Source organism: Stieleria magnilauensis, assembly GCA_007753675.1.
Taxonomy (GTDB): domain Bacteria; phylum Planctomycetota; class Planctomycetia; order Pirellulales; family Pirellulaceae; genus Stieleria; species Stieleria magnilauensis.
The window spans coordinates 7,765,638-7,790,111 of the sequence record CP036432.1; the positions used below are offsets into that span (position 1 = coordinate 7,765,638).

General features: G+C 60.4%; 20 protein-coding genes. 11 read left to right on the forward strand and 9 right to left on the reverse strand.

What is annotated here, in order from left to right; genetic code table 11:
• Positions 1-136 precede the first annotated feature (136 nt).
• The 4 genes from TBK1r_RS27575 to TBK1r_RS27590 all read right to left on the reverse strand — a co-directional run bounded on the left by TBK1r_RS27575 (position 137) and on the right by TBK1r_RS27590 (position 6,778).
• Positions 137-3,163: a M28 family peptidase gene (locus tag TBK1r_RS27575; RefSeq protein ID WP_145218138.1), complete on the reverse strand. Its 3,027-nt coding sequence runs from the start codon at positions 3,161-3,163 to the stop codon at positions 137-139.
• A 108-nt stretch (positions 3,164-3,271) separates the two neighbouring features.
• Positions 3,272-3,664: a hypothetical protein gene (locus TBK1r_RS27580; protein WP_145218140.1), complete on the reverse strand. Its 393-nt coding sequence runs from the start codon at positions 3,662-3,664 to the stop codon at positions 3,272-3,274.
• 96 nt (positions 3,665-3,760) lie between these two features.
• Positions 3,761-6,133: a multiheme c-type cytochrome gene (locus TBK1r_RS27585; protein WP_419580463.1), complete on the reverse strand. Its 2,373-nt coding sequence runs from the start codon at positions 6,131-6,133 to the stop codon at positions 3,761-3,763.
• A 9-nt stretch (positions 6,134-6,142) separates the two neighbouring features.
• The gene (locus TBK1r_RS27590) at positions 6,143-6,778 is read right to left on the reverse strand and encodes a hypothetical protein (protein ID WP_145218142.1); all 636 of its coding nucleotides are present in this window, start codon (positions 6,776-6,778) and stop codon (positions 6,143-6,145) included.
• 299 nt (positions 6,779-7,077) lie between these two features.
• Here TBK1r_RS27590 and TBK1r_RS27595 point away from each other — a divergent pair, with 299 nt between their 5' ends.
• A complete protein-coding gene (locus tag TBK1r_RS27595) occupies positions 7,078-9,930 on the forward strand; it encodes a 2-oxoglutarate dehydrogenase E1 component (protein ID WP_145218144.1) in 2,853 nt (950 codons plus the stop codon).
• Between the two features lie 320 nt (positions 9,931-10,250).
• Positions 10,251-11,078, forward strand: a complete 828-nt coding sequence (locus TBK1r_RS27600) for a sugar phosphate isomerase/epimerase family protein (protein WP_419580464.1) — start codon at positions 10,251-10,253, stop codon at positions 11,076-11,078.
• Here the strand turns inward: TBK1r_RS27600 and TBK1r_RS27605 are convergent.
• From TBK1r_RS27605 to hisH, 4 genes are all read right to left on the reverse strand, one after another.
• Entirely contained in the window at positions 11,066-11,803 is a 738-nt protein-coding gene (locus tag TBK1r_RS27605) for a hypothetical protein (protein ID WP_145218146.1), read from the reverse strand. The two genes, TBK1r_RS27600 and TBK1r_RS27605, sit on opposite strands and share 13 nt — an antisense overlap.
• A 131-nt stretch (positions 11,804-11,934) precedes the next feature.
• Positions 11,935-12,528, reverse strand: coding sequence for a CAP domain-containing protein (locus tag TBK1r_RS27610; protein WP_372895981.1), 594 nt, complete (start codon positions 12,526-12,528; stop codon positions 11,935-11,937).
• A 580-nt stretch (positions 12,529-13,108) separates the two neighbouring features.
• Entirely contained in the window at positions 13,109-13,600 is a 492-nt protein-coding gene (locus TBK1r_RS27615) for a hypothetical protein (RefSeq protein WP_145218148.1), read from the reverse strand.
• A gap of 11 nt (positions 13,601-13,611) precedes the next feature.
• Positions 13,612-14,241, reverse strand: a complete 630-nt coding sequence (hisH, locus tag TBK1r_RS27620) for an imidazole glycerol phosphate synthase subunit HisH (RefSeq protein WP_145218151.1) — start codon at positions 14,239-14,241, stop codon at positions 13,612-13,614.
• On the opposite strand from hisH, the gene TBK1r_RS27625 reads away from it, so the two are divergent.
• From TBK1r_RS27625 to TBK1r_RS27665, 9 genes are all read left to right on the forward strand, one after another.
• Positions 14,240-14,416 carry a hypothetical protein gene (locus TBK1r_RS27625; RefSeq protein WP_145218153.1) on the forward strand — a complete coding sequence of 59 codons (177 nt, stop codon included), beginning with the start codon at positions 14,240-14,242 and terminating at the stop codon, positions 14,414-14,416. The two genes, hisH and TBK1r_RS27625, sit on opposite strands and share 2 nt — an antisense overlap.
• 229 nt (positions 14,417-14,645) lie before the next feature.
• Positions 14,646-14,996 (forward strand): phosphoribosyl-ATP diphosphatase, encoded by a 351-nt coding sequence (hisE, locus tag TBK1r_RS27630; protein ID WP_145218155.1) that lies wholly within the window; start codon positions 14,646-14,648, stop codon positions 14,994-14,996.
• A 16-nt stretch (positions 14,997-15,012) separates the two neighbouring features.
• Positions 15,013-15,876, forward strand: a complete 864-nt coding sequence (gene hisG / locus TBK1r_RS27635) for an ATP phosphoribosyltransferase (protein ID WP_145218157.1) — start codon at positions 15,013-15,015, stop codon at positions 15,874-15,876.
• Between the two features lie 11 nt (positions 15,877-15,887).
• Positions 15,888-16,226 carry a rhodanese-like domain-containing protein gene (locus TBK1r_RS27640; protein WP_145218159.1) on the forward strand — a complete coding sequence of 113 codons (339 nt, stop codon included), beginning with the start codon at positions 15,888-15,890 and terminating at the stop codon, positions 16,224-16,226.
• A 193-nt stretch (positions 16,227-16,419) separates the two neighbouring features.
• The gene (locus TBK1r_RS27645) at positions 16,420-17,484 is read left to right on the forward strand and encodes an AAA family ATPase (protein ID WP_145218161.1); all 1,065 of its coding nucleotides are present in this window, start codon (positions 16,420-16,422) and stop codon (positions 17,482-17,484) included.
• On the forward strand, positions 17,481-18,944 hold the full coding sequence (locus TBK1r_RS27650; protein ID WP_145218163.1) for a DUF58 domain-containing protein: 1,464 nt from the start codon (positions 17,481-17,483) through the stop codon (positions 18,942-18,944). The genes TBK1r_RS27645 and TBK1r_RS27650 overlap by 4 nt, the downstream gene beginning before the upstream one ends.
• Positions 18,904-21,303, forward strand: coding sequence for a DUF4129 domain-containing transglutaminase family protein (locus tag TBK1r_RS27655; protein WP_145218165.1), 2,400 nt, complete (start codon positions 18,904-18,906; stop codon positions 21,301-21,303). Before TBK1r_RS27650 ends, TBK1r_RS27655 begins: the two co-directional genes overlap by 41 nt.
• Positions 21,300-21,620 (forward strand): DUF167 domain-containing protein, encoded by a 321-nt coding sequence (locus TBK1r_RS27660; protein ID WP_419580465.1) that lies wholly within the window; start codon positions 21,300-21,302, stop codon positions 21,618-21,620. The genes TBK1r_RS27655 and TBK1r_RS27660 overlap by 4 nt, the downstream gene beginning before the upstream one ends.
• 317 nt (positions 21,621-21,937) lie before the next feature.
• On the forward strand, positions 21,938-22,414 hold the full coding sequence (locus tag TBK1r_RS27665) for a hypothetical protein (RefSeq protein ID WP_419580466.1): 477 nt from the start codon (positions 21,938-21,940) through the stop codon (positions 22,412-22,414).
• Between the two features lie 71 nt (positions 22,415-22,485).
• Here TBK1r_RS27665 and TBK1r_RS27670 read toward each other — a convergent pair whose 3' ends face one another.
• Complete coding sequence (locus TBK1r_RS27670) at positions 22,486-24,441, reverse strand: YjhG/YagF family D-xylonate dehydratase (protein WP_145218167.1); 1,956 nt, start codon at positions 24,439-24,441, stop codon at positions 22,486-22,488.
• Between the last annotated feature and the right edge of the window lie 33 nt (positions 24,442-24,474).

Consider the following 24,474-nt stretch of genomic DNA (forward strand, 5'->3'; position numbering starts at 1 on the left):
CGGAGCAGCGAAATGGGCGGCTGAAGCCTGCACACCAGCGCCGTTGGTGTTTAGCCTTGAGGCGATTCTCGGGTCGCTGCGGCGCAGCGACGGTGGGCGGCTGAAGCCTGCACACCAGCGCGCTCGTGACCCTTTTTCAGTCGCGTGAAGTGGGGGTGATCTTCAGCGGCACCTCTTTATCGCCCCGCCGAACGGTGATGCCGACTTCTTCGCCGATCTTCAGGGCTTCGATGGCGTAGGTGTAATCGTAGATGTCTTCGATCTTCTTTCCGGCGAGTTCGATGATCACGTCGCCGCCCTGAACGCCCGCTTTGGCCGCCGGACCCTCGCCGGCGACGCCGCTCAATTTCAGCCCCTTGATCTTTCCCGCCGCATAATCGGGCACCGTTCCCAGGTAGGCGGTCAGTCGCGCGCGCGGGACTTCGTCTTGTTGCTTCTCGCCTTCGTCGAGCTTGAATTCGGGAACGTCGGCGTCGGTCAACAGGCCGCGGGCGATCAGCGCGAACAGCCGAGCCGTGCTCGCTGCGCCTTCATAGTTCAGCTTCTCTTTGGTGTCCCGCGGCGTATGGTAATCTTCGTGGGCGCCGGTGAACGCCGACAAGATGGGAACATCGCGGGCGACAAAGGCCGAGGCATCGGTCGGCAATCGCGTGCTGGTTTTGTCCAGCGTCAGCGACAGGCCGACGGGTACGTTGCGGCGATTGACCAAGGTTTCAAACTTGGGCGACGAACCGATTCCCTGGACGACCAGTTTCTCGCGCAGTCGTCCCACCATGTCCAGATTCAGGTACGCGGCGATCGCGGAGGTCAACGGCGCGGCGTTGGTGGTCATGCCGTGAGCCCGCGCGGCACGCTCGGCCTCTTCATCGATCTCGACTTTGGGGGCATCGGGGTACAGTGTCTCGAACGATTCGATGAAGGATTGGGAACCGAACAGTCCCAGTTCTTCGCCGCTCCAACCGGCGATCACCAGGTCCCGCTTGGCGTTCAACCGTCCGGCCCGTTTTTCGTCTGCCAGGTATTGCGCGATCTCCAGCATCGCTGCGACTCCCGACGCGTTGTCATCGGCGCCTTGATGGATCAGATCGCGTTCGTCGTCCTTGGCCAGCGAGTTGCTGCCGGAACCACGCCCCAAGTGGTCGACGTGTGCGCCGACCATCACGAACGGGTACGTGGGGGCGGTGCTATCGCCGGCGGGCAGACGGGCGATCACGTTTCGTCCGGTTCCCGTTTTGCGTTCGATTTCGATCGTCGTGGCGACCTTCGCTCCTTCCAGGATGTAGCCCATCGCCAGCGATCCGTCGTCGAGTTGGGTTTGCTGTTCTTTCAGGTCGCCGTCGGACTCGGAGAACAGTTTGGACGCCATCGCATTGGTGATCGAGATCGCGGCGATGCTGACACCGGCCGAGGCGGTGGAGTCAAAGCGAATCAACTCGTTCTGAACTTTGCTGGTCGGGCCGGCGACGAAGATGATGCCTTTGGCGCCGAGATCGCGGGCGAAGGTCGCTTTGCGGCGCGGCGAGCTGAAACGCGCCAGTTGCTGTCGCCGTTCGGGGGTGATGTCTTGGGGCAAATCTCGAAACACCATCACCCATCGATTGGCCACGTTCAGGTGGACGTAGCTGTCGTATTCCGGCGAGTCTTCGCTGGCCGGGACACGCATGCCATAGCCGGCGAAAACGACCTCGGTGGGCTCGATCTGGCCGTCGGCTGAAAAGGAAAGTGGACGCCAATCTTCGTTCAAGGTTCCGGTCTGGTCCCCGATGGTGAGCGTGTTGTTGTCGGTCAGTGAACAACCCGCCGGGAACTGGAACTCATCAAAAAACGTGCCCGATTCGCCGGCCGGGACAAACCCCAAACTTTCCAGGTAAGCGGCGACGTAAGCGGTCGCCCGTCGTTCGCCTTCGGTCCCCGTCAAACGACCTTCCAATTCCGGACGCGTCAAGTAATCGACGTGGCGGGCGATGTCGGCGGGCGTGAATTGAGGCGATGATTCTTCGGCGGCATCGAGTGCCGCTTGTCGATCCGCGTCGTCTTGGTCGGTCAATCCCAGGCGTTTGCGGATCTCGGCATCGTTCCAGTTGCCGAGAAAGATCTGTGAACGTTTCTCGGCCGTTCGGTTGCTGGTCCACGCGATGCGATCGCCGCCGGGCAAGAAGACGGGCAGGCCATCGAATCCATCGGTGTAGGTCACGCGAACGGGTTGCCCCTGGCCATCGGCGCGGACGCAGTAAAGTTCAAAGTTGCCGAAGCCGTGTCGGTTGGTGGTGAAGATCAAGTAGTCGCTGCTGGGATGATAAAAGGGTGCCCAACTCATTGCGCCGATGTCGGTCAAGCGGCGGACGTCGGTGCCGTCGGTGGCCATCGTGTAGATTTCCGCCGTCGTTCCGTCTTCGGAAAATCGTCGCCAGCAGATGCGGGCTCCGTCGGGAGAAAAGAACGGGCCGCCGTCATAGCCGTTGACGTCGGTCAACTGGCGGACGTTCGATCCGTCGGCGTTCATGATGTACAGGTCGATGAAGTACGACTTGTCGGTCTTCAGCAACTCAGTCTCGCGCGGCGACAGCGTCTCGGAGTATGCGGCTCGGTTCGACGCGAACACGATCTGGGTTCCGTCGGGACTGTAACTGGCTTCGGCGTCATAGCCGACCGCTTCGGTCAGTCGGTTGTACGTGCCGTCATCGAGTCGCTCGTAGATTTCAAACTCGGGGTCGTAGTCCCACGAATAGCGTGGCTGTTTTCCGGTCCGGCGAAGCTCGAGCAGTTCGTTCTGCTTTGCGACCGAGGTTTCATCGTGGTGCGTGCTGGAAAACAGCACCCGATCGCCGCTGGGGTGGATCCAGGCGCAGGTCGTTTTACCCTGCCCGGGTGAGATCTGTTGCAGATCGCCGGTTTCGAGATCCATCAAAAAAATTTGGTAGAACGGATTGGCCGGATCGCGTTCACTTTGAAAGACCATCCGTTTGGCATCGCTGCTGAAGTAGCCTTCGCCGGCACGCAGTCCGTCAAAGGTGATCTGCCGTGCTTCGGAAATCAGTTCCGCTTCCTTTTCCGGCGACAGATCGGTGGAGGGATCGTCGCTGGGTGGCTGGGCGCTCAGTGAAGGGGCGCCGAGCAGGATGGCCGAAAGCGTGATCAGAAAGAGCAGGGCTGCGTGTCGCATATGAATTCGATCGTGGTAGGTTCGATGAAGGGAGGCGTGGAGGGTAGGACGGATTGTCAGTCCGTGCCCTCGTCCATCAGATTGTATTGCAAGTGGTGCGGTGTCGTTTCAGGGGTCGACCAATCCCTGGGCCCCACGCAGCTGGATCAAATCCTCGCTCCAGCGGAGAAACAATTCTCTTCGTTCGCTCGGATCTTGAAAGACCCGGACGGAGTTTGTTTTGTGGCGAATGTCGTCGCGGACCAACCCGTACAGGTTTTCGTAGACTGCTTCGGGATCGGGGCCCTCGGTTTCTTCGGCCTGCAGCCGCGCCGTCGCTTCGAAGCGAAACACCTGGAGCCAACCGGGGCGTTGGACGGCGACCAGACGCACATTTTGCAGTTTTGCCGAGCCGCCGTAGTAGCCGTTTTGGGTCAGGTGTTTTCGGATCTCCAATTCCATTTCGCGGTCGCCGCACCAGTCATTCCATTTTTGCTGAAGCGATTTCAGGAGTGCGATCATTGAATGCCTCAGCGGGTTGGCTGGCGATTGCGGATGGGAAAGGGGCTGCCCCGCGTTTTGTTCTGAGAGTAAGGGACGCACGTCGCGCCCGATTCACTATTGTGAGCTGTCCATCTTTTCCTTGAGCAGCCTGACTGCGGTTTGAAATTCGGGGTTGTCCGGTTCCAGCGTGACGGCTTTTTCGAGTTGCGAAAGTGCGGCGTCGAGTTGTCCGTCCAGGTACAGCAACAGTCCGTAGCGGTACTGAATGCCGGCGATTTGGGGCGCCAGCGCGGCGTCACGCGCCAGCAGCGGCAGTTCCTGTTTGCGGAGTGTTTTGACGCGTTTGAGCAAGGGCTCTCGCTCGGATTCGGGCACGTTCGGGGCAAGCTGTTCCAGCAGGCTGGCCAGATTGGTCCTGGCACCGACGGCGCCCGGTTCGACGCGAATCGCCGTCTGATAAGACTCGATCGCTTCGCCGTAGCGTCCCAATTGTTCGCAGATTCCCGCCCAGCCCATGTGTGCTCCGGCGCGGTCCGATGCGACCATGAACTCCTCGTGGACTTCATTCAACACGGATTCCAGTTGGGTCCGCTCGGACGGTGAAAGCTGGCCAAAGGCGGGAGATCCCAGCAGTGCACGGGCGGCCGAGGTTCGCACCAGACGCGAGTCGTCACCGAGTAGTTTCATCAGCTTGCTCTTGCCGGTCGACGCGTTGGCCATCGCCAGCACGGAGGCGGCGGTTGAGCGGACCAACGGATGCTGGTCGGTTTGATCGGCCAGTTCGGCAGCGACGCGTGGCACCGCGGCGACGCCTTGCCTGGCGAGTTCCTCCAGCAGCGTTGCTTTGGCGATCGCGGGGGCGCGTTCGTCGTTGATCGCCAGCATTTCAATCGCCTTCCGGGCGGCACTCGGATCGCCGCGACGCAGTGGCACGAGTGCTTCGGCGAAGTGCAGCGGTTGCTTCCTTTGTTCGCCGTACCATTGTTCGCAAGCGTCATCACACCACTGGTCGGTTTGCCGCATCAACTCCGCCAGGGTTTCGCCGTCGGTTCCGATGGGTTGTTCGCCGTCTTGCTCGGCGGCCAATAGCCATTGCGAGTATTCCTTGGACTGGAACGTCTCGCGATGCTCGGCGGCGATCTGCGGCAGTCGATCCTTGACGTGGCAGTGGCTACACGCGTTGGGGGTTCCCAGTTTGACCGAGAGATCCGGTCGCGGGATCCGCAAGCTGTGGTCTCGCCGCGGGTCGACTTCCATGTACGTGGTGTGGGGCATGTGACAGTTAACGCACTTGGCGCCTTCGGTGCCAGGGGCGTGATGGTGGTGGGCCGGAACATCGTATTTACCGGCGGCGTGCTGATGGCAGTTGGTGCAGGTCTCGTTGCCGGGGAATTTTAATTTCAGCGAGTGGGGATCGTGGCAATCGGTGCAACGGATGTCCTTGTGATACATCTTGCTTTGGATGAACGATCCGTAGACGTAGACTTCGTCTTTGATTTGCCCGTCACCGTGGTACGTCGCCTCGCCAAGTGTTTCCAGGCGATAGTGGTCAAAGTAATCGGGGCCGGCGGTGAACCGTTCATCCATCACGCCGCGGCGGCTGTGGCACGGCGCACAGGTCTGCAGTTGGGGCTCGGGGTCGGGCCCTTTCAATTTGGCCAATCCATATCCGTGGCGTCGGTCCCAGAACAGCGATTTCTTATTGGCCAGTTCGATGTGCAGGGACGCCGGTCCGTGACAGGCTTCGCAACTGACGTCGATTTCGGAGAACGTCGTGTGGTAGGTGCCCGAGTCGGGGTCGAAGTTGCGTTTCAGGTTGGTGGAGTGGCAATCGGCACACATCGTTTGCCAACGCTGTGCGATGCCGGTCCAGTGCAGCGGGTCGTCGGCGGCCAGTTTGTCCGCGACATCCGGCGGGCGGAGGTAGAACCACTTGTGGTCGCGCGAGTCCCAGCTGATGCGGAGGACTTGCAGACGAGCGACGTCACAGGATTCCATGTCTTCGCTGCGGTCAAATTCGACCATGTACTGTTGAAGCGGGTAGACGCCGAACACGTATTTGACTTCGAAGTCCTGCATCGTGCCGTCTTCGCCTTCGGTGTGAACCATGAAGCGTTCACCGTCGCGAAACAATCGATTGACCAATCCGTCGTGCTCGAACGTGACATCGTTAAAATCGCCGAGCACGGTTTCATCGGTCGCCAGGTCCATGGCTTTGTCGTGGTCCGACCCGATGAAATCCTCGGTTTGTTGTCGGTGGCATTCGATGCAGGCGTCGCGTCCGACGTAGCTGCGCACAATGCCTTCAGGTTCGGCCGACCAGTAATCGGCCAACACGCCACCGGCGATCAGCACCCCCAGGACAAGGACGGGAATCGACCACCGCCGTAACAAACCGCGGGGAGGCTCGACGGTGGGGGCGGCGTCCGGATTCGCTGGCGAGACAGTTGGGGGGAGCTTCGATGATGGGCGTCGGCGGTCGGACAAGATGTGCGGCTAGGGAGTGAGTCGAGGAGGGGGGCGAAGGCGGTCGTGGGATGTGGGCGACGGATCGCCGGGCAGTCCGCCGGATGTGTGTGCCCGCTGGTGCGATTGGGGCTGGTGATCCGATTGAGGCTGGAGGGGACGATGGGGATCGGCCGGATCTTGCAGCAATCGAACCGCTTCCTGGTGCATCTGATTGACCAAGTACGTCTGATTTTCACTCTTGGGTTCGATTTTGTCGAGCAAGCGAGCGGATTTCAGAAGCATTTCGGCGGCCCGCCGTCTGCGGCGGACGGACTCGGTTCCCGGCAAACTTCGTGGCGGCGCGATCGTGGGCATCTCCGGAGCGGCGAATTTTGGATCGAGCGAGGACCCGTCCAGGACACTGCCGGTACTGCGCAGCAGGTCCTGCAAGTCATCGGGTAACAGGGGGGCAGCGTCGCGATCGCCTTGCAGCGCCCGTGAGAGCGCCTCGCGGGCGGCCGGGTTATCCTGGGGTTGGGAGTCAACCGGCAAGGGGACATCGGGCAACGGCAGGATGCGCTGAGGTGGTTCGGCGGCAAGCGGTCCGGCGAGCAGGCCGAGGTGCAGCAGAAACCCGCCGGAAGCGAAGAACAACAGAGCGGGCCGCGCTAGCAACGTGATCATCGTCAAATCCGTTTGTGGTGGAGAGGTCGTGCGGGCGGGCAGGATAGCGTCTCAGGCGGTTGCGGGCCAACAACAATTCGGCTCCAAGGAAGCCCCCAATGTGACGAATGTTTTTTTGAAAATCGTTCTGGCTTTGGCGGAGCGAGGGTGGCGGTTGATCGTCCAAAATCTAGACTGTGTTGAGGACGATGGTGGAATCTCGGCGACGGTTCAGCAATGCGATGAACTCGCTTCGGCCGCCCGTCAATAAACGCTTGAACGCTTCCAACAGACCAGGCCCGTGATCGGCATCGGTTGATATGAATAGCTTTAGCTTGGACTACATCGACGATTTGTACGTCCAGTATATTCAGGATCCTGAGAGTGTCTCGGAGACCTGGCGGCAGTATTTTGAGCAGTTCTTGGTGAGCTCTCCCGCAACGGCAAGGAAACGCAACGCCGGCGTTTCACAAAGCCGTCGCGCGTCCGCATCAAAATCCGCTGCCGCCGGATCGTCCGCCGGCAAGCCCGGCGGAAACGGTTCCGCCCTGGCCGTCGCCCAGCGCCGGGGATCGACCGGTGACGAAGCGACCGATCAGGCGCTTTGGATGTCGCGGATGCAAGACCGCGTCAACCAATTGGTCCGCGAGTATCGCGTCCGCGGACACCTCAAAGCACAGCTCGATCCGTTGGGCATCGACCGCGGCGACCGGCCCGAGTTGAGCCCCCAACGCTACGGCCTCAGCGAAACCGACATGCAGCGCCGCTTGGATTCGTCTGCGGTCGAGCACGTCAAGGGTGACACGCTTGACGTCATTTTGACGAAGCTTCGCAACACCTACTGTCGGTCGATCGGCGCGCAGTTCATGCACATCGACGATCGCAACATTCGCGATTGGTTGCAGCAGCGAATGGAGAGCACCGAGAACCGGCTGGACCTGCCTCACGAAACTCAGCGGCGGATCTACGCGCGGTTGGCCGACGCCTCGATCTTCGAAGAATTTGTGCGGCGTAAGTTTGTCGGCGCGAAAACCTTTTCGCTCGAAGGTGCCGAAACCCTGATCCCGCTGATCGACTTGGCGCTGGAGAAGGCGGGCGAGCATGGGGTGCAGGAAGTCGTCATGGGGATGGCTCACCGCGGCCGTTTGAACGTGATGGCCAACATCCTCAAAAAACGCGCGATGAACATCTTCTGGTCCTTCGATGATCCCAATCCGGAACTCAGCCGTGGCGGCGGCGATGTCCGCTACCACCTGGGATACAGCAGCGACTGGAAAACCGCCCGGGGGGATCATCTCCACATCTCCTTGTGCTTCAACCCCAGCCACCTGGAATACGTCAACACGGTCGCGATGGGACGCACGCGTTGCAAGCAGGATCATCGGGGGGATGGCGACCGGCGACAGGTGATGAACGTGTTGATCCACGGCGATGCCGCGTTCGCCGGCGAAGGGGTCGTGCAAGAAACGTTGAACCTGAGCCAATTGGACGGCTACCGGGTCGGCGGCACGTTGCACATCATCATCAACAACCAAGTCGGGTTCACGACCGAGCCGGAGCAAGGCCGCAGCACCACCTACGCGACCGACGTGGCGAAGATGCTGCAAATCCCGATCTTTCACGTCAACGGCGAAGATCCCGAGGCGGTCGCGCAAGTCGTCGCCTTGGCGATGGATTTCCGTAACGAATTTCAACGCGACGTCGTCATCGATCTGTACGCGTTTCGTCGTTGGGGGCACAACGAAGGCGACGAGCCACGATTCACGCAGCCTCGCATGTACGCCGAAATCGATCGTCGCGCCGGCGTCCGCGAACAATACCTCAATCGACTCAAGGCACTCGGGAAAATTTCCGAAGAGGAAGCCGAGGAAATTCAGAAGGAACGAACCGAGAAGTTGGAGTCCGAATTCGACGCCAGCAAGAATCACCAGTTCGTCCCCGACACGCAAACGCTCGCCGCCGGTTGGAGCGATTACTTCGGTGGCCCCGAGCCGGTCGAACCGACCGACACGACCTTCGACGAAAACCTGTTGGGTGAACTGGTCGACGCGGCGACGCGGTTGCCCGAAGGGTTCGCGCAGCACAAAAAATTGAAGCGGTTGATCGCCAATCGTCGCAACATGGCGGCCGGCGAAAAGCCGTTCGATTGGGCGACCGCCGAACTGGCCGCCTTCGCGTCGTTGCTTTCAAGCGGGCATGCAATTCGGTTGACCGGCCAAGATTGCCAACGCGGAACGTTCAGCCAACGGCATGCCGTTCAGCACGACGTCAAAACCGGCGAGACCTACATGCCGCTGGAGCACTTGGCCACCAATCAGGCACGCGTCGAGCTGCACAATAGCCCGCTCAGCGAAGCCGGTGTGCTCGGATTCGAGTGGGGGTATTCGCTCGACGCGCCCGACAGCTTGGTGCTATGGGAAGCCCAGTTCGGTGACTTTTGGAACTGTGCACAAGTCATCGTCGATCAGTTCATTGCCAGTGCCGAAGACAAATGGAATCGACTGAGCGGTTTGGTGATGTTGTTGCCGCACGGGTTCGAGGGGCAAGGCCCCGAACACTGCAGCGCCCGGGTGGAACGGTTCTTGGCCATGACCGCCGAACACAACATCCAGGTCTGCCAGCCGACCACGCCGGCGCAGTACTTTCACCTGCTGCGTCGTCAAGTGATTCGCAAGTGGCGAAAACCCCTGATCGTGCTGACGCCCAAGAGCCTGCTGCGACACCCCGAAGTGGTCAGCGATCGCAAGGAACTGGCCGAAGGATCGTTCGAGCGAATCCTGAGCGACAAGGATGTGGATCTGTCGAAGGTTCGCCGCGTCATGCTGTGCACGGGAAAGATTTACTACGACTTGAAAAAGAGTCGCCAAGAACGCGAACTCGATGATGTGGCGTTGATTCGTCTGGAGCAACTTTATCCATTGGAAAGCGACGAATTGATCGCTGCCCTGGATGGAGTGCCCCGCGATGCCGAGATCTTCTTTGTTCAAGACGAACCCCGGAACATGGGAACCTGGCCTTATCTGAAGCTGAACTTCGGTGATGATTTTAATAGCGCCGGTTGGACGCTGGTTCCCATCACACGCGCCGAGTCGGCCAGCCCCAGCACGGGAAGCATGGCGGCGCACTTGATGGAACAAAAGGAACTGATCGAAGCCGCGTTTGCAGGGCTGTAGTCGCGAGAATCGCCCAAGCGGTTCCTACGAGTGGGTCGACGCCGACGGCGTACCTGTTGTTAGCGGTAGGGCGCGAGCCCTCCGGTCTGTTACTAGCGGTAGGGCGCGAGCCCTCCGGTCTTTCACGATGTTGTTGAGCTGGAACCGGACGGCTCGCGCCAACGGCTGATCATCAATCGACAACGCACGCCGAGTGGCGATGGCAAAACGTTTTGCCCAAAAGTGTTTTGCCATCAAACAGTTCGCGCATCGTTCGTTTTGACGATGGGTTACAATCCTGACCGACGCCACGTCGACGCTCTTCGATTGATTCTTTCTCCATGGCCGAAGCACGGATGAACACGCTTTCTGTTAGCCAGCTCTCAACACTGCGTTGGGACCTGGAGTCGGACGTTAACGCCTATGCCCAACGCGGGTTTGGCGGCATCGGACTGTATCGTCCCAAGGTCGAAGATTATGGTGTCGAGCGAACGATCGAATTGCTCGCCGAACATTCGATGGTGGCCACGTCGCTGTCCTGGGGCGGCGGGTTCACCGGCAGCGACGGACGGCCGTTCGAAGATGCCGTGTCGGATGCGGTCAGCGCCGTCATCCAAGCCGCGCAATTGCGTGCCGGCACGTTGATCGTGTTGGCCGGCGGCAAGAACAACCACATCAAAACACATCTTCGCCGAACCCTTTGTCAAGCGCTCGATCGGGTTGCGGCGGTTGCGTCGGAACACGGCGTCAAGTTGGCGCTGGAACCGTTTCACCCCGGTTGTGGTGACGAATGGTCGTTCGTCCATGATCTGCAATCAACGCTCGACATTATCGAACGCGTTGACAACCCGTCCCTAGGGATGGTGATAGATACCTACCACATCGGGATGGATCGAGATGCACTGCGCTGGCTACCCGACGTGGCTCGCCATCTTCATCTGGTTCAACTCGGTGACGGCCGCCATTGTCCGCACGGCGAGATGAATCGTTGCCTGCTCGGTGACGGGTGCGTGCCGTTGCCCGAACTGATCGAACTGTTGCACGAAAATGGTTACTGCGGGTCATGGGAAGTGGAGTTGATCGGAGAGGACGTCGAATCGATCAGCTACGATCATCTGCTCGATCACACCAAACGTTATCTCGATCACACCCTTGGTCAGTTGTGCTGATTTTCGATGGATGTGAAACCCGACATCCAATCCACGGCGGAAAACCGTAGATCGTCGCGTTTCTTGTCGATCGCCTTGTTCAGCTTGGCGTGAAGCTTCTCGTTGATGTCGTCGATCAAGATTTCATTGACGATCTTTTCAACGATCTCGCCCCAGGTTTCTGCGACCTCGCCACCGACCTTGCTGATCCGGTCGACATGCAAGGCGTCCAGATGCAATGACGCCGACGTCACCGTGGGGTCGATCACGATCGCCGGTGGAAGCACCGAATAATCGGGATAGCTGCTCAGCCGTCCGTGCACGGTCAGTCGGATTTCCATGTGTCCGCTGACTTCGACGCTGTACCACTGGACTCCCAGATTCCAGCGCTCGATGCGAGCGGAAAAGTCCAGTGGCGTCGCCAGTTCACATTCGATCGTCCAGCCGGCGCGCTGGGACGCGTCGCCGTTGCAATGCGTGACCTGACGCACCTCGGCAATGACGGGGCGAGGTGCCGACGCGTCGCCGGGGAACTGCACGTGGTAGCGGGTTTGCAACCCGTGGCGGACCTCACGCCAGCGACGATGCGTGGAAAGCTTCAACCCGTCGCGGCGGAACCGCACCCCGGCCCAAATCTTCTTCGTCTTTTCCCAGTTCTTCTTGCCGTTGTACTGGTGGGGCGTCTTGCGGATCGCCAAGTCCACGAGCGACTGGACCGTCGCTCGGGCTTGGTCGGAAGTCATCATCGAGCCGAGTCCATTCGGCTCGTTGTCCGGCAGCGGGGCTTGCGCCTCAACACGTCGTGAAGCGACAAGCAGCAGCGCGGCGGTTGCTAGCATGTAGCCGACCGCACGGCGGCTTGGTCGGCTGAGTTCGTTTAGCGATAGACCACGGCGAAGTAAACGCCATCGCGACCGGTGACCATGGCGGCGCCGGCGGCGGTCATTCTGGGATCGCTGGTGTAGCACGCGGAGACTCCACGAGGCGAAAAGGAGCTGGACCAGCCGACACCTTCGTAGCGGCCAGGTGCAAACGATCCCGGCGGATGCGACTTCAGACCCATGCTGGCCATCTGGCGTGCGCGGCGCTCGGCAACCGATTGCAATGTTGCGTCATATCGCAGGGTCCGCAGTCCTTGTCGAGAGCGCTGGTTGTTGAGCATGCTCAGAACGTTCTGAACGCCTCCGCTGGCTTTCTGATAAGCAACTTGGGCAACCGATCGGATCGGGGTCGCGGTTGCAGCCTGGGGCGCCGAAGTGGTGGTGGTCGTCGTCGCTGCCGGTTGCGAGGTCGCGTGGATGCGGCCGCATTTCGGGCAAACGTAACTCGACGCGGTGGTCACCACGCCCGATGTGGATGGCGCCGTCGATTGGGCGGTCACCTGATTTCCAGACAGGCTGAACATCAGGACGGGGCACAGAATCGCCAAGACTGCATGAAGGCGAACACGAGAAATTGCGGTTGAACGCACGTTGGTTTTCTCCTACGAAAAGGACTCTGCTAGTGCTCCGCCACGGCTGAGAAGGAGGGTTCTTGTGCCGACCAGCACTCTCCTCGGTCTGTTGGTTGAAGCTCCCATGTGTCGGCAAGGGGCCACGCGGCGCCCTCGCGTTCATGCCTCACATGATCGCGATGATTTCGCAAAATCGATTCAATCAACGGGCCGTTATCGAGTACCGCTACCCTAGGTCTCAAGCTGTGGCAAAACGCTAGTCGTGGCGGCCGACATCTGGCCGCGACGAGTGAATTGGCCGCAAAGCTTCTCGATCGTTCGAGATTGCGGAAGGGGCAGGGTGGGGAGAATGCAAAAGTTTTGCGGCCTGCGTTTCTTTGGCACGCCCGTAATCGAATCGCATCAAGGGCTTGCGGCGACGAGCCGTCCCGGCAAAAAATTTTGGCAGACTGTCAGGCCAGGAAGAATGCGTTAAATGGGAGGTTCCGTGTGGCCGTTGAAGGGCTGCGCCGCCGCGGCGGAGCGGGCTAGTTCAGGCGATCCCAAGGGTTACCGGATCGCGACAACGCCCGCGCCCTGCTCGATTCTCTCAGCCGATTCACCCCTCTCGGAGGCGAACGGCGTAGCACCAGCGATACGTGCCGCCACCGGAAAAGACGCCGTCGGGTCGGATTCGCGTGGACGCCGTGTCGGTCACGGTGTCGGCCGTAACGTTCGATGCCGCCGCGGGTTCGATCTGGATCGCGGCCGAGTCGTGGTAGGTCGTTCCGAGTTGCTCGGGGGTTTCTTTCGCGCGGCAGGCCCAATCGAAGCGAAATCCTTCGGGCGTCGGTTCGACACTCAAACTCCAGTGGCTCGTTCCCGCACAGCCGACACCGAGGGCCACGTCGCGTCCGTCGATGGATTCGATCGACAGCTGTTGGATCGGCGGCGATTCCGGCCACGCCTGTTCGCCGGTGCCGTTTCGGCAGGCGATCTGGCGGCCGTCGAAATCGATCGTGTGATCGAAGCGGTCATGGGTCCAGACAAAGTGGACGGTGCCGAGACCCTGCGGATGTTGCAGCGAGAGCGGCGTGGTGGAGGTGGGCACGATAGGCTCAGCTAGGTGTTGGGCTGGGTGCGGCCGGCGAGTTGGTGAAAGGATCGGAGCAGTTGCAGCCCGTTTGCCTGGCTTTTTTCGGGGTGAAACTGCGTCGCGAAAAGATTCTCGCGTGACACCATCGCACAAAACTCGTGTCCGTAATCACAGGCCAGCGCCATCAGCGACGGATCCTCGGGGCGGACATAATACGAGTGGACGAAGTAAAAGTGGCTTTCGTCGGCCAGGTCGTCCAGCAGCGCCGATTCAGACGTCTTGCGGACGGTGTTCCAACCCATGTGCGGGACTTTGAAGGTGTCGGGCAGTTCAAAACGAACGACGTCGCCGGGCAGAATGCCGAGCCCGCGGTGTGTTCCGTGTTCGTAACTTTCCTCGAACAGCAACTGAAGCCCCAGGCAAATTCCCAGGAAGGGGCGTCCGGTTTGGACAAAATCGTGAATCGGCTGCGCCAGATCACGTCGGTTGATTTCCGCCATCGCGTCCCCGAACGCTCCGACACCGGGAAGGATCAATTGTTCTGCGGTGGCGATTTCGTGCGGGTCAGACGAAAAGACGGCTTGGCCGCCGATCCGCTCGATCGCTTTCTGGACGCTCCGCAAATTCCCCATTTGGTAGTCAACGATCGTGATCATGGCAAAAACGACGGGTTTGAGCAGCGAGAACTTGGCAGCGAGAACTTGGCAGCGAGAACTTGGCAGCGAGAACTTGGGCAGCGAGAACTTGGGCAGCGAGAACTTGGGCTGCGAGAACTTGGGCTGCGAGAACTTGGGCTGCGAGAACACAGTGGACACGGAAACGACACACTAATGGGAATTGCGTTCGCTGCAAATCCCCAGCGTCACAGGGGAACGGATGGTTGACCGGAAGCGACCGGCGGTCTCCCAGGCCCCGCCGAAAGGGAGTTGCAAAGGCTCTCGATTGGTGGCGGAGTGGACGTCGGCAAACGTCTCATCTACGATCCCCGCTCCGACTATCGGGATTTTTTCCGCCGGGAATTACGTGCGCCCCATCCGCTTTACGAAACCGTTGTTTTTCGATGTCTGACTCGCTCCTGCCGCTGCGGCGACTGATGCAAACGTTGACCGAGCGAGCCCAGACGCGCCCGGAAGGGTCCTACACGACCAAGTTGATGGCGGGCGGGACCGGCAAGATCGGCGAGAAAATCTTGGAAGAGGCGCGCGAATTGATTGAGGCGGCCGACGAACCGGGCGAGGCCGGCCGCGAGCACTTCATCTATGAGGCTGGGGATCTGATTTATCACACCCTGGTGATGTTAGCCTATCGCGGTGTCGATCTGGACGAGGTCGCCGCGGAACTGGGGCGTCGTGAAGGGACGTCCGGATTGGTCGAAAAAGCCAATCGAAGTCAACCGAAAACGGACGAATAGACGCAAGCGATCCACCATGGGACAACTGAGTAACAATTTAAGAATCGGGCTTCCCAGCAAGGGGCGGCTCAGTGAATTGTCCGGCGAGCTGCTGCTGCAGGCCGGACTGAATTTTCGCCGCCAAAACCGCGGGCTGTTCGCCAAGGTCAAGGGACTGCCGATCGATTTGGTCTTTTTGCGGACCGATGACATCCCGACCCTGGTGGCCGAGGGCGCCATCGACATGGGATTCACCGGCAGCGATCTGGTGGAAGAAGCCAACGCCAACGTGACCACGCGGATGCGTTTGGGCGTCGGGCGCTGCCGTCTGGCGATTTGCATTCCCGATGACAGCCCGATCCGATCGGCCAACGAGCTGGACGGAAAACGCATCGCAACCAGCTTTCCCCACATCACCAAAGCCTATCTGGGACAACACAACGCGCTTGCGCACATGGTTTCGCTTTCCGGCAGCGTCGAAGTGATGATCCAATTGGGCGTGGCCGACGCGATCGTGGATCTGGTGGAAACCGGCAGCACGTTGGCGGCCAACCGTTTGCGCATCCTGGAAGAAATCGGTTCCTATGAAACGATTCTGATTCAAAACGATGCCTGTCGCGATTCTGAGATGGCCGATCGTGTGGTCCGACGGCTGGAAGGAGTGGTGATCGCGCGAGACTACTCGCTGTTGGAATACAACATTCCGACGGCCAAGCTGGCTGATGCGGAGAAGATCACGCCGGGATTCAATTCGCCGACCATCGGAACGCTCGAAGACGAAGCCTGGCGGAGCGTGCGAGTGATGGTGCGGAGCAGTGAGGTGATCGACGTCATGGAAAGGCTCGAACGACTCGGCGCCTCGGCGATCTTCCAAACCACCATCTCCAACTGCCGACTCTAGCGAGGAAATCAATGTCCAACGACTATCCGATCGAAATTGATGTTCAAACCGTCAAAGCACTGCAGGATTCGGATGAGTCCTTCTTGTTGCTCGATGTGCGACAAAACGAAGAGTATGCGACCGCAAAGATCGATGGCAGCGTGCTGATTCCGATGGGGGAGCTGGGTCAACGTCTGGATGAATTGGACCCTCATAAGGACCAACGGATCGTGGTGCATTGCCACCACGGCGGACGCAGCATGCAGGTGACCGAGGCATTGCGGTCACGCGGTTTTGACAAGGTTCAGAACATGGCCGGCGGGATTGACGCCTGGAGCCTGCAAATCGACAGCTCGGTTCCGCGTTATTAATCCGGCGTTATTGATCCAGGGCCATTAATGTGGCGCCGAACGCGGCGGAGTCGTGCGGGTCAGGGTACATTAGGGGAATGGGTTGTTGACGCCCTATTGTAAAAGCAGTTCCGTCGCGTTCCCGATTCCGGGTGACGGTGTTCCACTGCTGACGACTCTTCGATGATGATTTTGGCGACTGCTGGAGGCCCGCATGTTCACCCACGGAAACGAATCGCGACAATCAGAAACCGATGCGGAGTCGTCTGATGCCCCGATTGCCGACCAGCGGGAACCGTGTGATTCCCCCTCGGCCGCCGGCCGGCATCACACCGATCCCGACGTCGCTCGGGGGCTGTTGGGAAAAATCGAGACGGTCCGGACGCAATTGCAAAGCGTGATCCGCGGCAAAGCGGACGTCATCGATTCGGTGTTGACCTGTATCCTGGCCGAAGGGTCGGTGCTGGTCGAGGATGTTCCCGGTGTCGGCAAAACCACGCTGGCCAAGTCCATCGCGGCGCTGATCGACTTGGATTTCCAGCGAATCCAATGCACGCCCGACCTGCTGCCATCGGATATCTTGGGCAGCGCCATTTTCCAGCCCGCCAGCGGCGAGTTTCACTTTCGTCGCGGCCCGATTTTTTGCAACCTGTTGATCGCCGACGAAATCAACCGCGCCTCGCCGCGAACCCAGAGCGCCCTGTTGGAGGCGATGGCAGAGTCCCAGGTCACGATTGATTCGACGCAGTACCGGTTGGAGAAACCGTTTATCGTCATCGCGACTCAAAACCCGGTCGGATTCGAAGGGACCTATCCCCTGCCGGAATCGCAGCTGGATCGATTCTTGTTCCGATTGTCGATGGATTACCCGGATCAAGAAAGCGAAATTGATTTGTTGCTCGACCAAGCATCGCATGACCCTTCGAGCGAGCTGACGCCGGTGATGCATCGTGACGACCTGGCGACGCTGCAGCGTTTTGTTCGCGAAGTCACGGTGGATCGAAAGGTGGTCCGCTATCTGGTGGCGCTGGTCAATGCGACCCGCCAAGACACGCGGTTGCGAGTCGGTTGCAGTCCTCGCGGATCGAAGATGTTGCTGCGTGCGGCGCAGGCTCGGGCGGTGCTGGACCAACGCGATTACGTGTTGCCCGACGACATTCAAGAAGTCGCCGTCGCCGTGCTCGCCCACCGAGTTTCGATGCGCTCGGTGTCCACGTCATGGAATGATGCGGCGTCTGTGATCGACGAGCTGATGCGGCAGACGGAGGTGGTGGTGTGAGTGCGGACGTGTCGGTCAATCCGTCGGCTGCCCCCGGTGAGACGCTTGGCAGCCAGGGTAATGGCAGCCAGGGTAATGGCAGCCAGGAGTCGGGTAGCCAGGGGAGAATGGCTGGACGAGCGATGCGGCCGGAGGATGACCGCGGTCGGGGCGACCGTTTCAGCATCGCGTCGGGCAGAAAGTGGAGGCGCATGGCGCGCCGCGTGTTGCATGGTTTGGCACGCATTGTGACCGCGCCGATTCGGGCCTACTTGTCGCTCCGCCGCAGCATGACTGTCGCTTCGGTGTCGGTGTTGTTGGCGTTGTTCATGACGCTCAATGTGATCTGGGGGTTTCCCTGGAACGGCATGATGGGCGCCGCGGTCGGGTTGCTGGTGGTCGGTTTCGCGATCAATCGAATCATGTGTCCGGGATTGAAGCTGAGCGTTTCGCTCCCCCGATCCGCCGTCGCCGGGCACCCGTTCTCGGTCAACGTTCGGCTGACCAATGCCAGGATGTTGCCGGCATTGAATCTTCGTGTCGGCTGGCACCGCGAAGGTGTCCGCGACATCTACCCTCGTCGCAGCGCAACGGCATGGGACGCCTCACCGCCGGTGTCGTTGGATCTATTGCGGAGCGGCGACCAGATGCAATGGCACGGGGCGATGCGATTTCACGATCGAGGCATTCACGCGTTGCCCGACTTTCAAGTCGCATCCACGTTTCCGTTTTATTTGTTCCATTGTCGCCGTGGCATGGCCACCGACACCCAGATCGCGATCACGCCGGCACCGGCCCGTGATGACGATGATTCGACCACACGCGCGCTGCTCGCCGCGATCGGCGACTGGGCACAGCAACTCGTCGCCGGTGCCCCGGTGGAGTACGTCGGGAACCGAGAGTATGAAGTCGGTGTCCCGGTGCGGCGCTGGGATTTCGCCTCGTGGGCGCGGCTGGGGCGTCCGATCGTTCGCGAGTATCAATCTCCATCGATCCAGGCGGTGACTTTGATCGTCGACACGTCGCAGCGCCCGATCGACGAGCGTGCCGCATCACGCGCCCAACTGAAGCAGCGGAAACGCGAGGCGGAGGTCTTGTTTGAACGATTGATGTCGGTCACCGCGACCGCGATCGCCGAGATCACCAGTCGACGGGTGCAGCTTAATCTTTGTTTGACCCATGAGCCCGTCGTCGAACTCCCCTCGCGTTCGCTGGCCCAGCCGACCGAAGACGTCGAGCGGATGCTCGTTCGCTTGGCGGCCGCCACTCCGGTCGATCCACTCGTGGGTGAGGAACGTCTCCGCGACGCGATCCAATCGATCCGGTCACAACCGACGTTGATTTTTTCGATGTTGGATCTCGGCGATCAAGAGCGTGCCGGACTTGCCGGCAACCTGCCCGGTCATGTGACCTACATGAGGATCCGACCTCCCAAACGCGATGGCCACGAAGCACATTTGGGAGATGCAGATGATCGATAAACCGATCCATCGACGCAGTTCGCTGGTCGCTGCCGATCAATTGAACGATTCGCCGGCAAAGTTCTGGCTGTTACCCGGGTTGTTGTTGGTCCAGGCGATCTTCGTAGGATCGGCGTTCGAAACGATGGCGATGACGTTGGGCGCGTTTGCGTTTGCCCTTCTCGTCGTCGGTTTTTTTCTTCAGGGGATCGGGCAGCGCGCGGCGGTTCGGGCAAAGTCTGCGTCACCGAACCGCCCCCCGGGGCTGTCTGACTCGCGCTGGCCGGCAACCCCGGCCGACGCCCACCACAAGGATCACGCGGGGACGCCCCCCGGCAGCGATCACCTGATGTTGTTGCGGAAATTTGCGATGTTGCCAGTCCTGTTGATCGTCAGCGGACTGGGGGTGTCGCTGCGAATCGTGCATCACATGTCGGGCAATCTGAATCCGGTCGCGATGGTCGTCGATTCCACGTCGCATCTGGCATTTCTGGTGATTGCGACGCTATGGGTGTTCTACCCGCGTCGCGGACATCCGGCGATGTTGGGCTGTGGTCTGTTGCTGGTTCTGACGACCGTGACCGGCGGTGGTGTCAGCCAAACGATCACCGGCCAATTGGTCGCCGCGCTGGCGACGGTGATCGCATTTTCATTCGGGGCCGACCACATCCTGCGGCGTTGGCAGAGCGATGGATCCAGGACGAGACGCAAGGTGGCGCAAGAACGATTTCCCAAGACGACTCCCCTGCCCCGATCCACGGTTTCGATCTCGACCCATTCGGATCAGGCGAGCGCCGGCCGCAGTACCTTGATCTATTCGGTGCTGGCGCTTTCGGTCTTGCTGATGTCCACCAGCGCCGCGGGGCACTTGGCCAACCACGTCGTGCCGGGGCTGCAGCTGGATTTTTTCGATCGCCTCTCTCAATCGCTCGAAGCGGTCACGGCCAACTCCATCATCGGTGGTTCTCGCTACGTCAGGGGCAGCAAGCTGGGGTCGGTCCGAAATCACATGATCGGAGATCCGGGCGAACCCGCCGTTCGCGCGTTTTCGGTCACCGCGCCCGGATATCTACGCGGCACGGTGTTCGATTTGTATCTCGATGGCCGATGGTCCACGGCCTCGTATCGCAACTTCACACGCGGGGTCGAGATCGATTCGATTCTGCCGCGAACCGCCAAGGTGGAGGGGCCCGGTGAGACGACTCTGGTCGTCAGCAAAGGTGCCAGCTTGGATCGATTTCACGTGTCAAAGAATCCGCCAGAAGAGGATTCGGATGAGGACTTGTTGGGCACGATCGAAGTTCACAATGAGCCGCTCAAAGGCCGACTGACCTTTACGGCACTCTCGACCGATTGGATCGAAGCGTCAACGTCCGGCGCGATGCTTTCGCATCACGACATGGTGATCAATGGAGTGGATTCTCGACAGCCCTACGTGTTGGGCATCCGCTCGGACGCACCGCGGGAAACACTAGATCCGCTACGCGAAGCAATCCTGCTGGAATTGCCGCGGCAATTGCGGAATGCCATTGCCCCGGTCGCGCGATCGGTTTGTGACGGACGGCTGACGGCCCGATCGAAAGCACGTGCCATCGAAGACTACTTCCAAGCCAACTATCGCTACTCCCTCAGTGGTGTGACGACACCGACGAACGTCGATCCGATCGAACACTTCTTGAGTACCCAGCACCCGGCGCACTGCGAGTTTTTTGCCAGTGCCGCCGCCGTCATGCTTCGCGCCGAAGGCGTCCCGACGCGTTATGTGACCGGGTATGTCGTCACCGAACGGAGCGAAGGAGACGAGTATTGGCTGGCGAGGAATCGTGACGCCCACGCATGGGTGGAAGCGTACGATGAAATCAGCGAGCAATGGTTTCCCGTCGAGGCCACGGTCGGACGCACGTACCGAACATTGATGACCGATGAAGGTTTGGCGGATACCGGTGCCGGCGCCCAAGACGGTTTCTTGGATGGCGAGGAGGACCAGTCGCTGCTGGGGATGATCGTGGGGCGTCTGTTGTCGTTTCGCGCGACCGATTCGTTGACGTTTCTGTTTCGCATCGCCCAGTTGCCACTGTTTTGCATCGTCGTTGGACTGCTCTGGATCCGCCACCGCCAAAAACAAAAGGCCGGCAGTGATCCGATGGAATTCGAAAGTCGGCAAATGTTGCATCGGGTGGATCGAAAACTGCGCAAACACGCGCTGATTCGTGATCGATCCGAAACCTTGCATCAGTTCGCGTCCAGGGTCGAGTCGGTCGCGGGCGAGCGACCCGAAGCGGCGAGCTTGTTGGCCCGCGCCGCACAGTGGTATCGAGACTACGCCGCGGCTCGCTATCGCGGCAAGATGCCAACCCCGATGGATGCGACGGGCGGGTGAACGAGCAATTGGATTACAAACAGATCGATGCGGAAACGTTGCGGTTCCACGTCCGTGTCACGCCGGGCGCCAAAAAGGCCGGCGTCGGCGGCACCCACGACGGAGCGCTCAAGGTTGCCGTTCACACCGCGCCCGAGAATGGGAAAGCCAACCAGGCGGTCATCAAAGCGATCGCCAAGCAACTCGGGATCAGTAAAAGCCGGGTCGTGATCTTGGCCGGACAAACCGCGCGTGTGAAATCAATCGAAATCAACGGATTGGCCGCGGCCGAGGCAATCGAGCGACTGACGGCCTTGGCGTCGTCGCCGCTTCAATGAGGCGACACGCATCAAGTTAAGAAGTAACCTGGTGCCTATGCCTTGGACATCGCCCAAGGTCCGCTGATCGGTACAACCGGTACCATCGGCCAGATTCGCGAGTCGTTAGAGTTTCTCTTGCCCTATTCTGCTCCCTAAACGGACTCCTTTACCTAATCAGCGTGCTAGGTTTTTTTGGCCCAGCGTTCAGCAAACTTCCAGCGAGAACCATCGCCAACGCTAACCGTCCCTGACCGCGATCGAAGTCGCAGACGGGGCCGGTCGCAACGCAACGCACGGGGCCGGATGGTTCGACTGTTTCCCAAGGAATCCAACGCATGCCTTCTTCGAAAGCCGACACGTCAGATCGCACTGAAAGCCGCAACGCATCTTCGAAAAGCAAACCTAACGAGACCGCCGGTGCGGACACGAGCGCGGCGGCCGAGCAGATCGTCACGCTTGATCGCCGACGCCCCACCGCGGAACGTCGCGGCGGTGATCCGGATGCCCTGGACGTCGGTGTGATGAAAAACCCGCGACGAAAAAAACAACGTCGCCGGCACATCGATCCGACCACCTGCGAACGAGACTATTCCGATCCGGAGATCGAGTTCATGCGTGCGATGGATGATTACAAGCGAAAGAGCGGACGCATGTTCCCGACGTGTAGCGAAGTTCTGGAAGTCGTTCGCGACCTCGGCTACTTTCGATTGACCGATCAGCAAATCGACCTGCTCGGTTTGGGAGAGGGCGACGACGAGGCAGTTGACGCGGTCGACGCGGATGAGTTCGAGGAAGAAGAAGCGGACGTCTAAACGACAGCACCGCGGCATCGAAACATTCAACAGGGGCATCCGGCGATGGGGCAACGCCAGATGCCCTTTTTTTATTTCCCCCGAGCTTTCATGCCCGCCTTGAGTGTCTCGATGATCTCGTCGACGTCATAGATGCAACCGCCCCAGGCTCCGCCGCCGACCTGTTGCAATGCCGCCCACAGACGTGTGTCCTCGGGCATCGCCGATTCGACCGCCAAATCAGGATGTGGCGAACGTTGCTCCAGCAAGGTCGCCGCCGGCGTGCCATCGGCTGATTCAATCAACTCGACGCGACCATCCAGGCTGTTGCGGTCGATCTCGATTTCGATCACATCACCGTCGCGGACTTTGGCGATCGGGCCGCCGGCCAACGCTTCGGGACCGACATGACCGACACAGGCTCCCGTGCTGACACCGGAGAATCGGGCGTCGGTGACCAGCGCGACCTCTTTGCCGAACGACAGGTACTTGAGCGCCGAGGTGATTTGATAGGTTTCTTCCATACCGCATCCGAGCGGTCCGCGGCCGATCAACACGATGATGTCTCCGGCGACGATCGGTTTGCCTTGCTGGCCTTTGACCGCGGCGATCGCATCACGCTCGCTGGTGAAGACCCGCGCGGGGCCGCGTTTCCGATAAACGTCGTCGTCATCGATCACACTGGGGTCGATGGACGTCGCTTTGATCACCGAGCCTTCGGGACAGAGGTTGCCGAGCGGGAAACTGACCGTCGGGGTCAGCCCCTTGGCAGCCGCGTTGGCTGGTGGAACGATCACGTCGTCTGGATCCACGGCGTCGGACTCGGCCAGTCGTGCACGGCAAAACGCTCGGCGATCGCTGGAACGCCATTGATCCAAGATTTCGTCCCAAGTCATTCCGGTGACGGTCCGCGCGCTGGATTTCAATAATCCCAGTTCGCGTAGATGCCAGGCCACTTCCGGCACACCGCCGGCCAGGAAAAAACGAATCGTCGGATGGCCGACCGGGCCGTTGGGCAAGCAATCGACAAAGCGTGGGACCGATCGATTGATCCGGCGAAACAGCTCCGCATCCGGGCGTTTCAATCCCGCGGCGGCGGCGATGGCGGGGATGTGCAGCAACAGGTTCGTGCTGCCCCCGACGGCGGCGTGAATCAACATCGCGTTGTACAGCGCGTCCTCGGTCAGGATCTCGCCCAACGTGGCACCGGCGGCAACCTGTTCCATCGCAACGTCGGCCGAGTCGCGCGCCATCTGGGTCCAAATCGGGCCGCCGCTGGGACCGAGTGCCGCGTGCGGAACGGTCATGCCCAATGCTTCGGCGACCACCTGGCTGGTCGCGGCGGTGCCGAGGAATTGACAGCCGCCACCGGGAGTGCCGCAGGCCCGGCAGCCTTCCAGCGATGCTTGTTCGAGCGTCATTTCACCTTTAGCGTAACGCGCGCCGATCGATTGGACTTTCCCCGCGTCTTCGCCGACCGTTGCGGGCAAGGTGACGCCACCGGGAACCAGCACGCTGGGCAAGTCCTTCGCCCCGGCCAAGGCCATCATCATCGCGGGCAGACCCTTGTCGCAGGTCGCGATACCGATCACTGCCTTGCGTCGCGGCAGCGATCGGATCAGTCGTCGAAAAACGATCGCCGCATCGTTGCGGTACGGCAACGAATCGAACATCCCATGGGTACCTTGGCTACGACCGTCACAGGGATCGCTGCAGTAGGCTGAAAACGGCACGGCGCCCCGCTCGGTCAACTGCTCGGCCGCGGCCCGCACCAACAAGCCGATCTCCCAGTGTCCGGTGTGGTAGCCGAGCGCCAGCGGCGTCCCGTCGTTCTCTCGCAGACCGCCCTGCGTGCTGAGGATCAAGTATTGATCGCCCAGCACCCGACGAGGGTCAAATCCCATGCCCACACTTTGCGTCAACCCGAACAGATCACCGGAAGACCACGTCCGCAAGATTTCGTCGGTCAGCGGCAGCGTTCCGGCCGGCCCGTCGGCGTGGGTGACAAGCGAATCGGGATCAGCGGGAGTGTCGAAGAAAGCTGGCACGGAATTATTATCGAGACAGGGATGGGGGCGATC

Bases quoted from the DNA above. Each gene is read 5' to 3' on its own strand.
- hisE (WP_145218155.1), top strand. From the start codon at position 14,646: ATGTCTGACTCGCTCCTGCCGCTGCGGCGACTGATGCAAACGTTGACC.
- TBK1r_RS27575 (WP_145218138.1), bottom strand. From the start codon at position 3,163: ATGCGACACGCAGCCCTGCTCTTTCTGATCACGCTTTCGGCCATCCTG.
- TBK1r_RS27605 (WP_145218146.1), bottom strand. From the start codon at position 11,803: ATGATGACTTCCGACCAAGCCCGAGCGACGGTCCAGTCGCTCGTGGAC.
- TBK1r_RS27625 (WP_145218153.1), top strand. From the start codon at position 14,240: ATGGCAAAAACGACGGGTTTGAGCAGCGAGAACTTGGCAGCGAGAACT.
- TBK1r_RS27600 (WP_419580464.1), top strand. From the start codon at position 10,251: ATGGCCGAAGCACGGATGAACACGCTTTCTGTTAGCCAGCTCTCAACA.
- TBK1r_RS27640 (WP_145218159.1), top strand. From the start codon at position 15,888: ATGTCCAACGACTATCCGATCGAAATTGATGTTCAAACCGTCAAAGCA.
- TBK1r_RS27645 (WP_145218161.1), top strand. From the start codon at position 16,420: ATGTTCACCCACGGAAACGAATCGCGACAATCAGAAACCGATGCGGAG.
- TBK1r_RS27590 (WP_145218142.1), bottom strand. From the start codon at position 6,778: ATGATCACGTTGCTAGCGCGGCCCGCTCTGTTGTTCTTCGCTTCCGGC.
- hisG (WP_145218157.1), top strand. From the start codon at position 15,013: ATGGGACAACTGAGTAACAATTTAAGAATCGGGCTTCCCAGCAAGGGG.
- TBK1r_RS27665 (WP_419580466.1), top strand. From the start codon at position 21,938: ATGCCTTCTTCGAAAGCCGACACGTCAGATCGCACTGAAAGCCGCAAC.
- TBK1r_RS27655 (WP_145218165.1), top strand. From the start codon at position 18,904: ATGGCCACGAAGCACATTTGGGAGATGCAGATGATCGATAAACCGATC.
- hisH (WP_145218151.1), bottom strand. From the start codon at position 14,241: ATGATCACGATCGTTGACTACCAAATGGGGAATTTGCGGAGCGTCCAG.
- TBK1r_RS27580 (WP_145218140.1), bottom strand. From the start codon at position 3,664: ATGATCGCACTCCTGAAATCGCTTCAGCAAAAATGGAATGACTGGTGC.
- TBK1r_RS27595 (WP_145218144.1), top strand. From the start codon at position 7,078: ATGAATAGCTTTAGCTTGGACTACATCGACGATTTGTACGTCCAGTAT.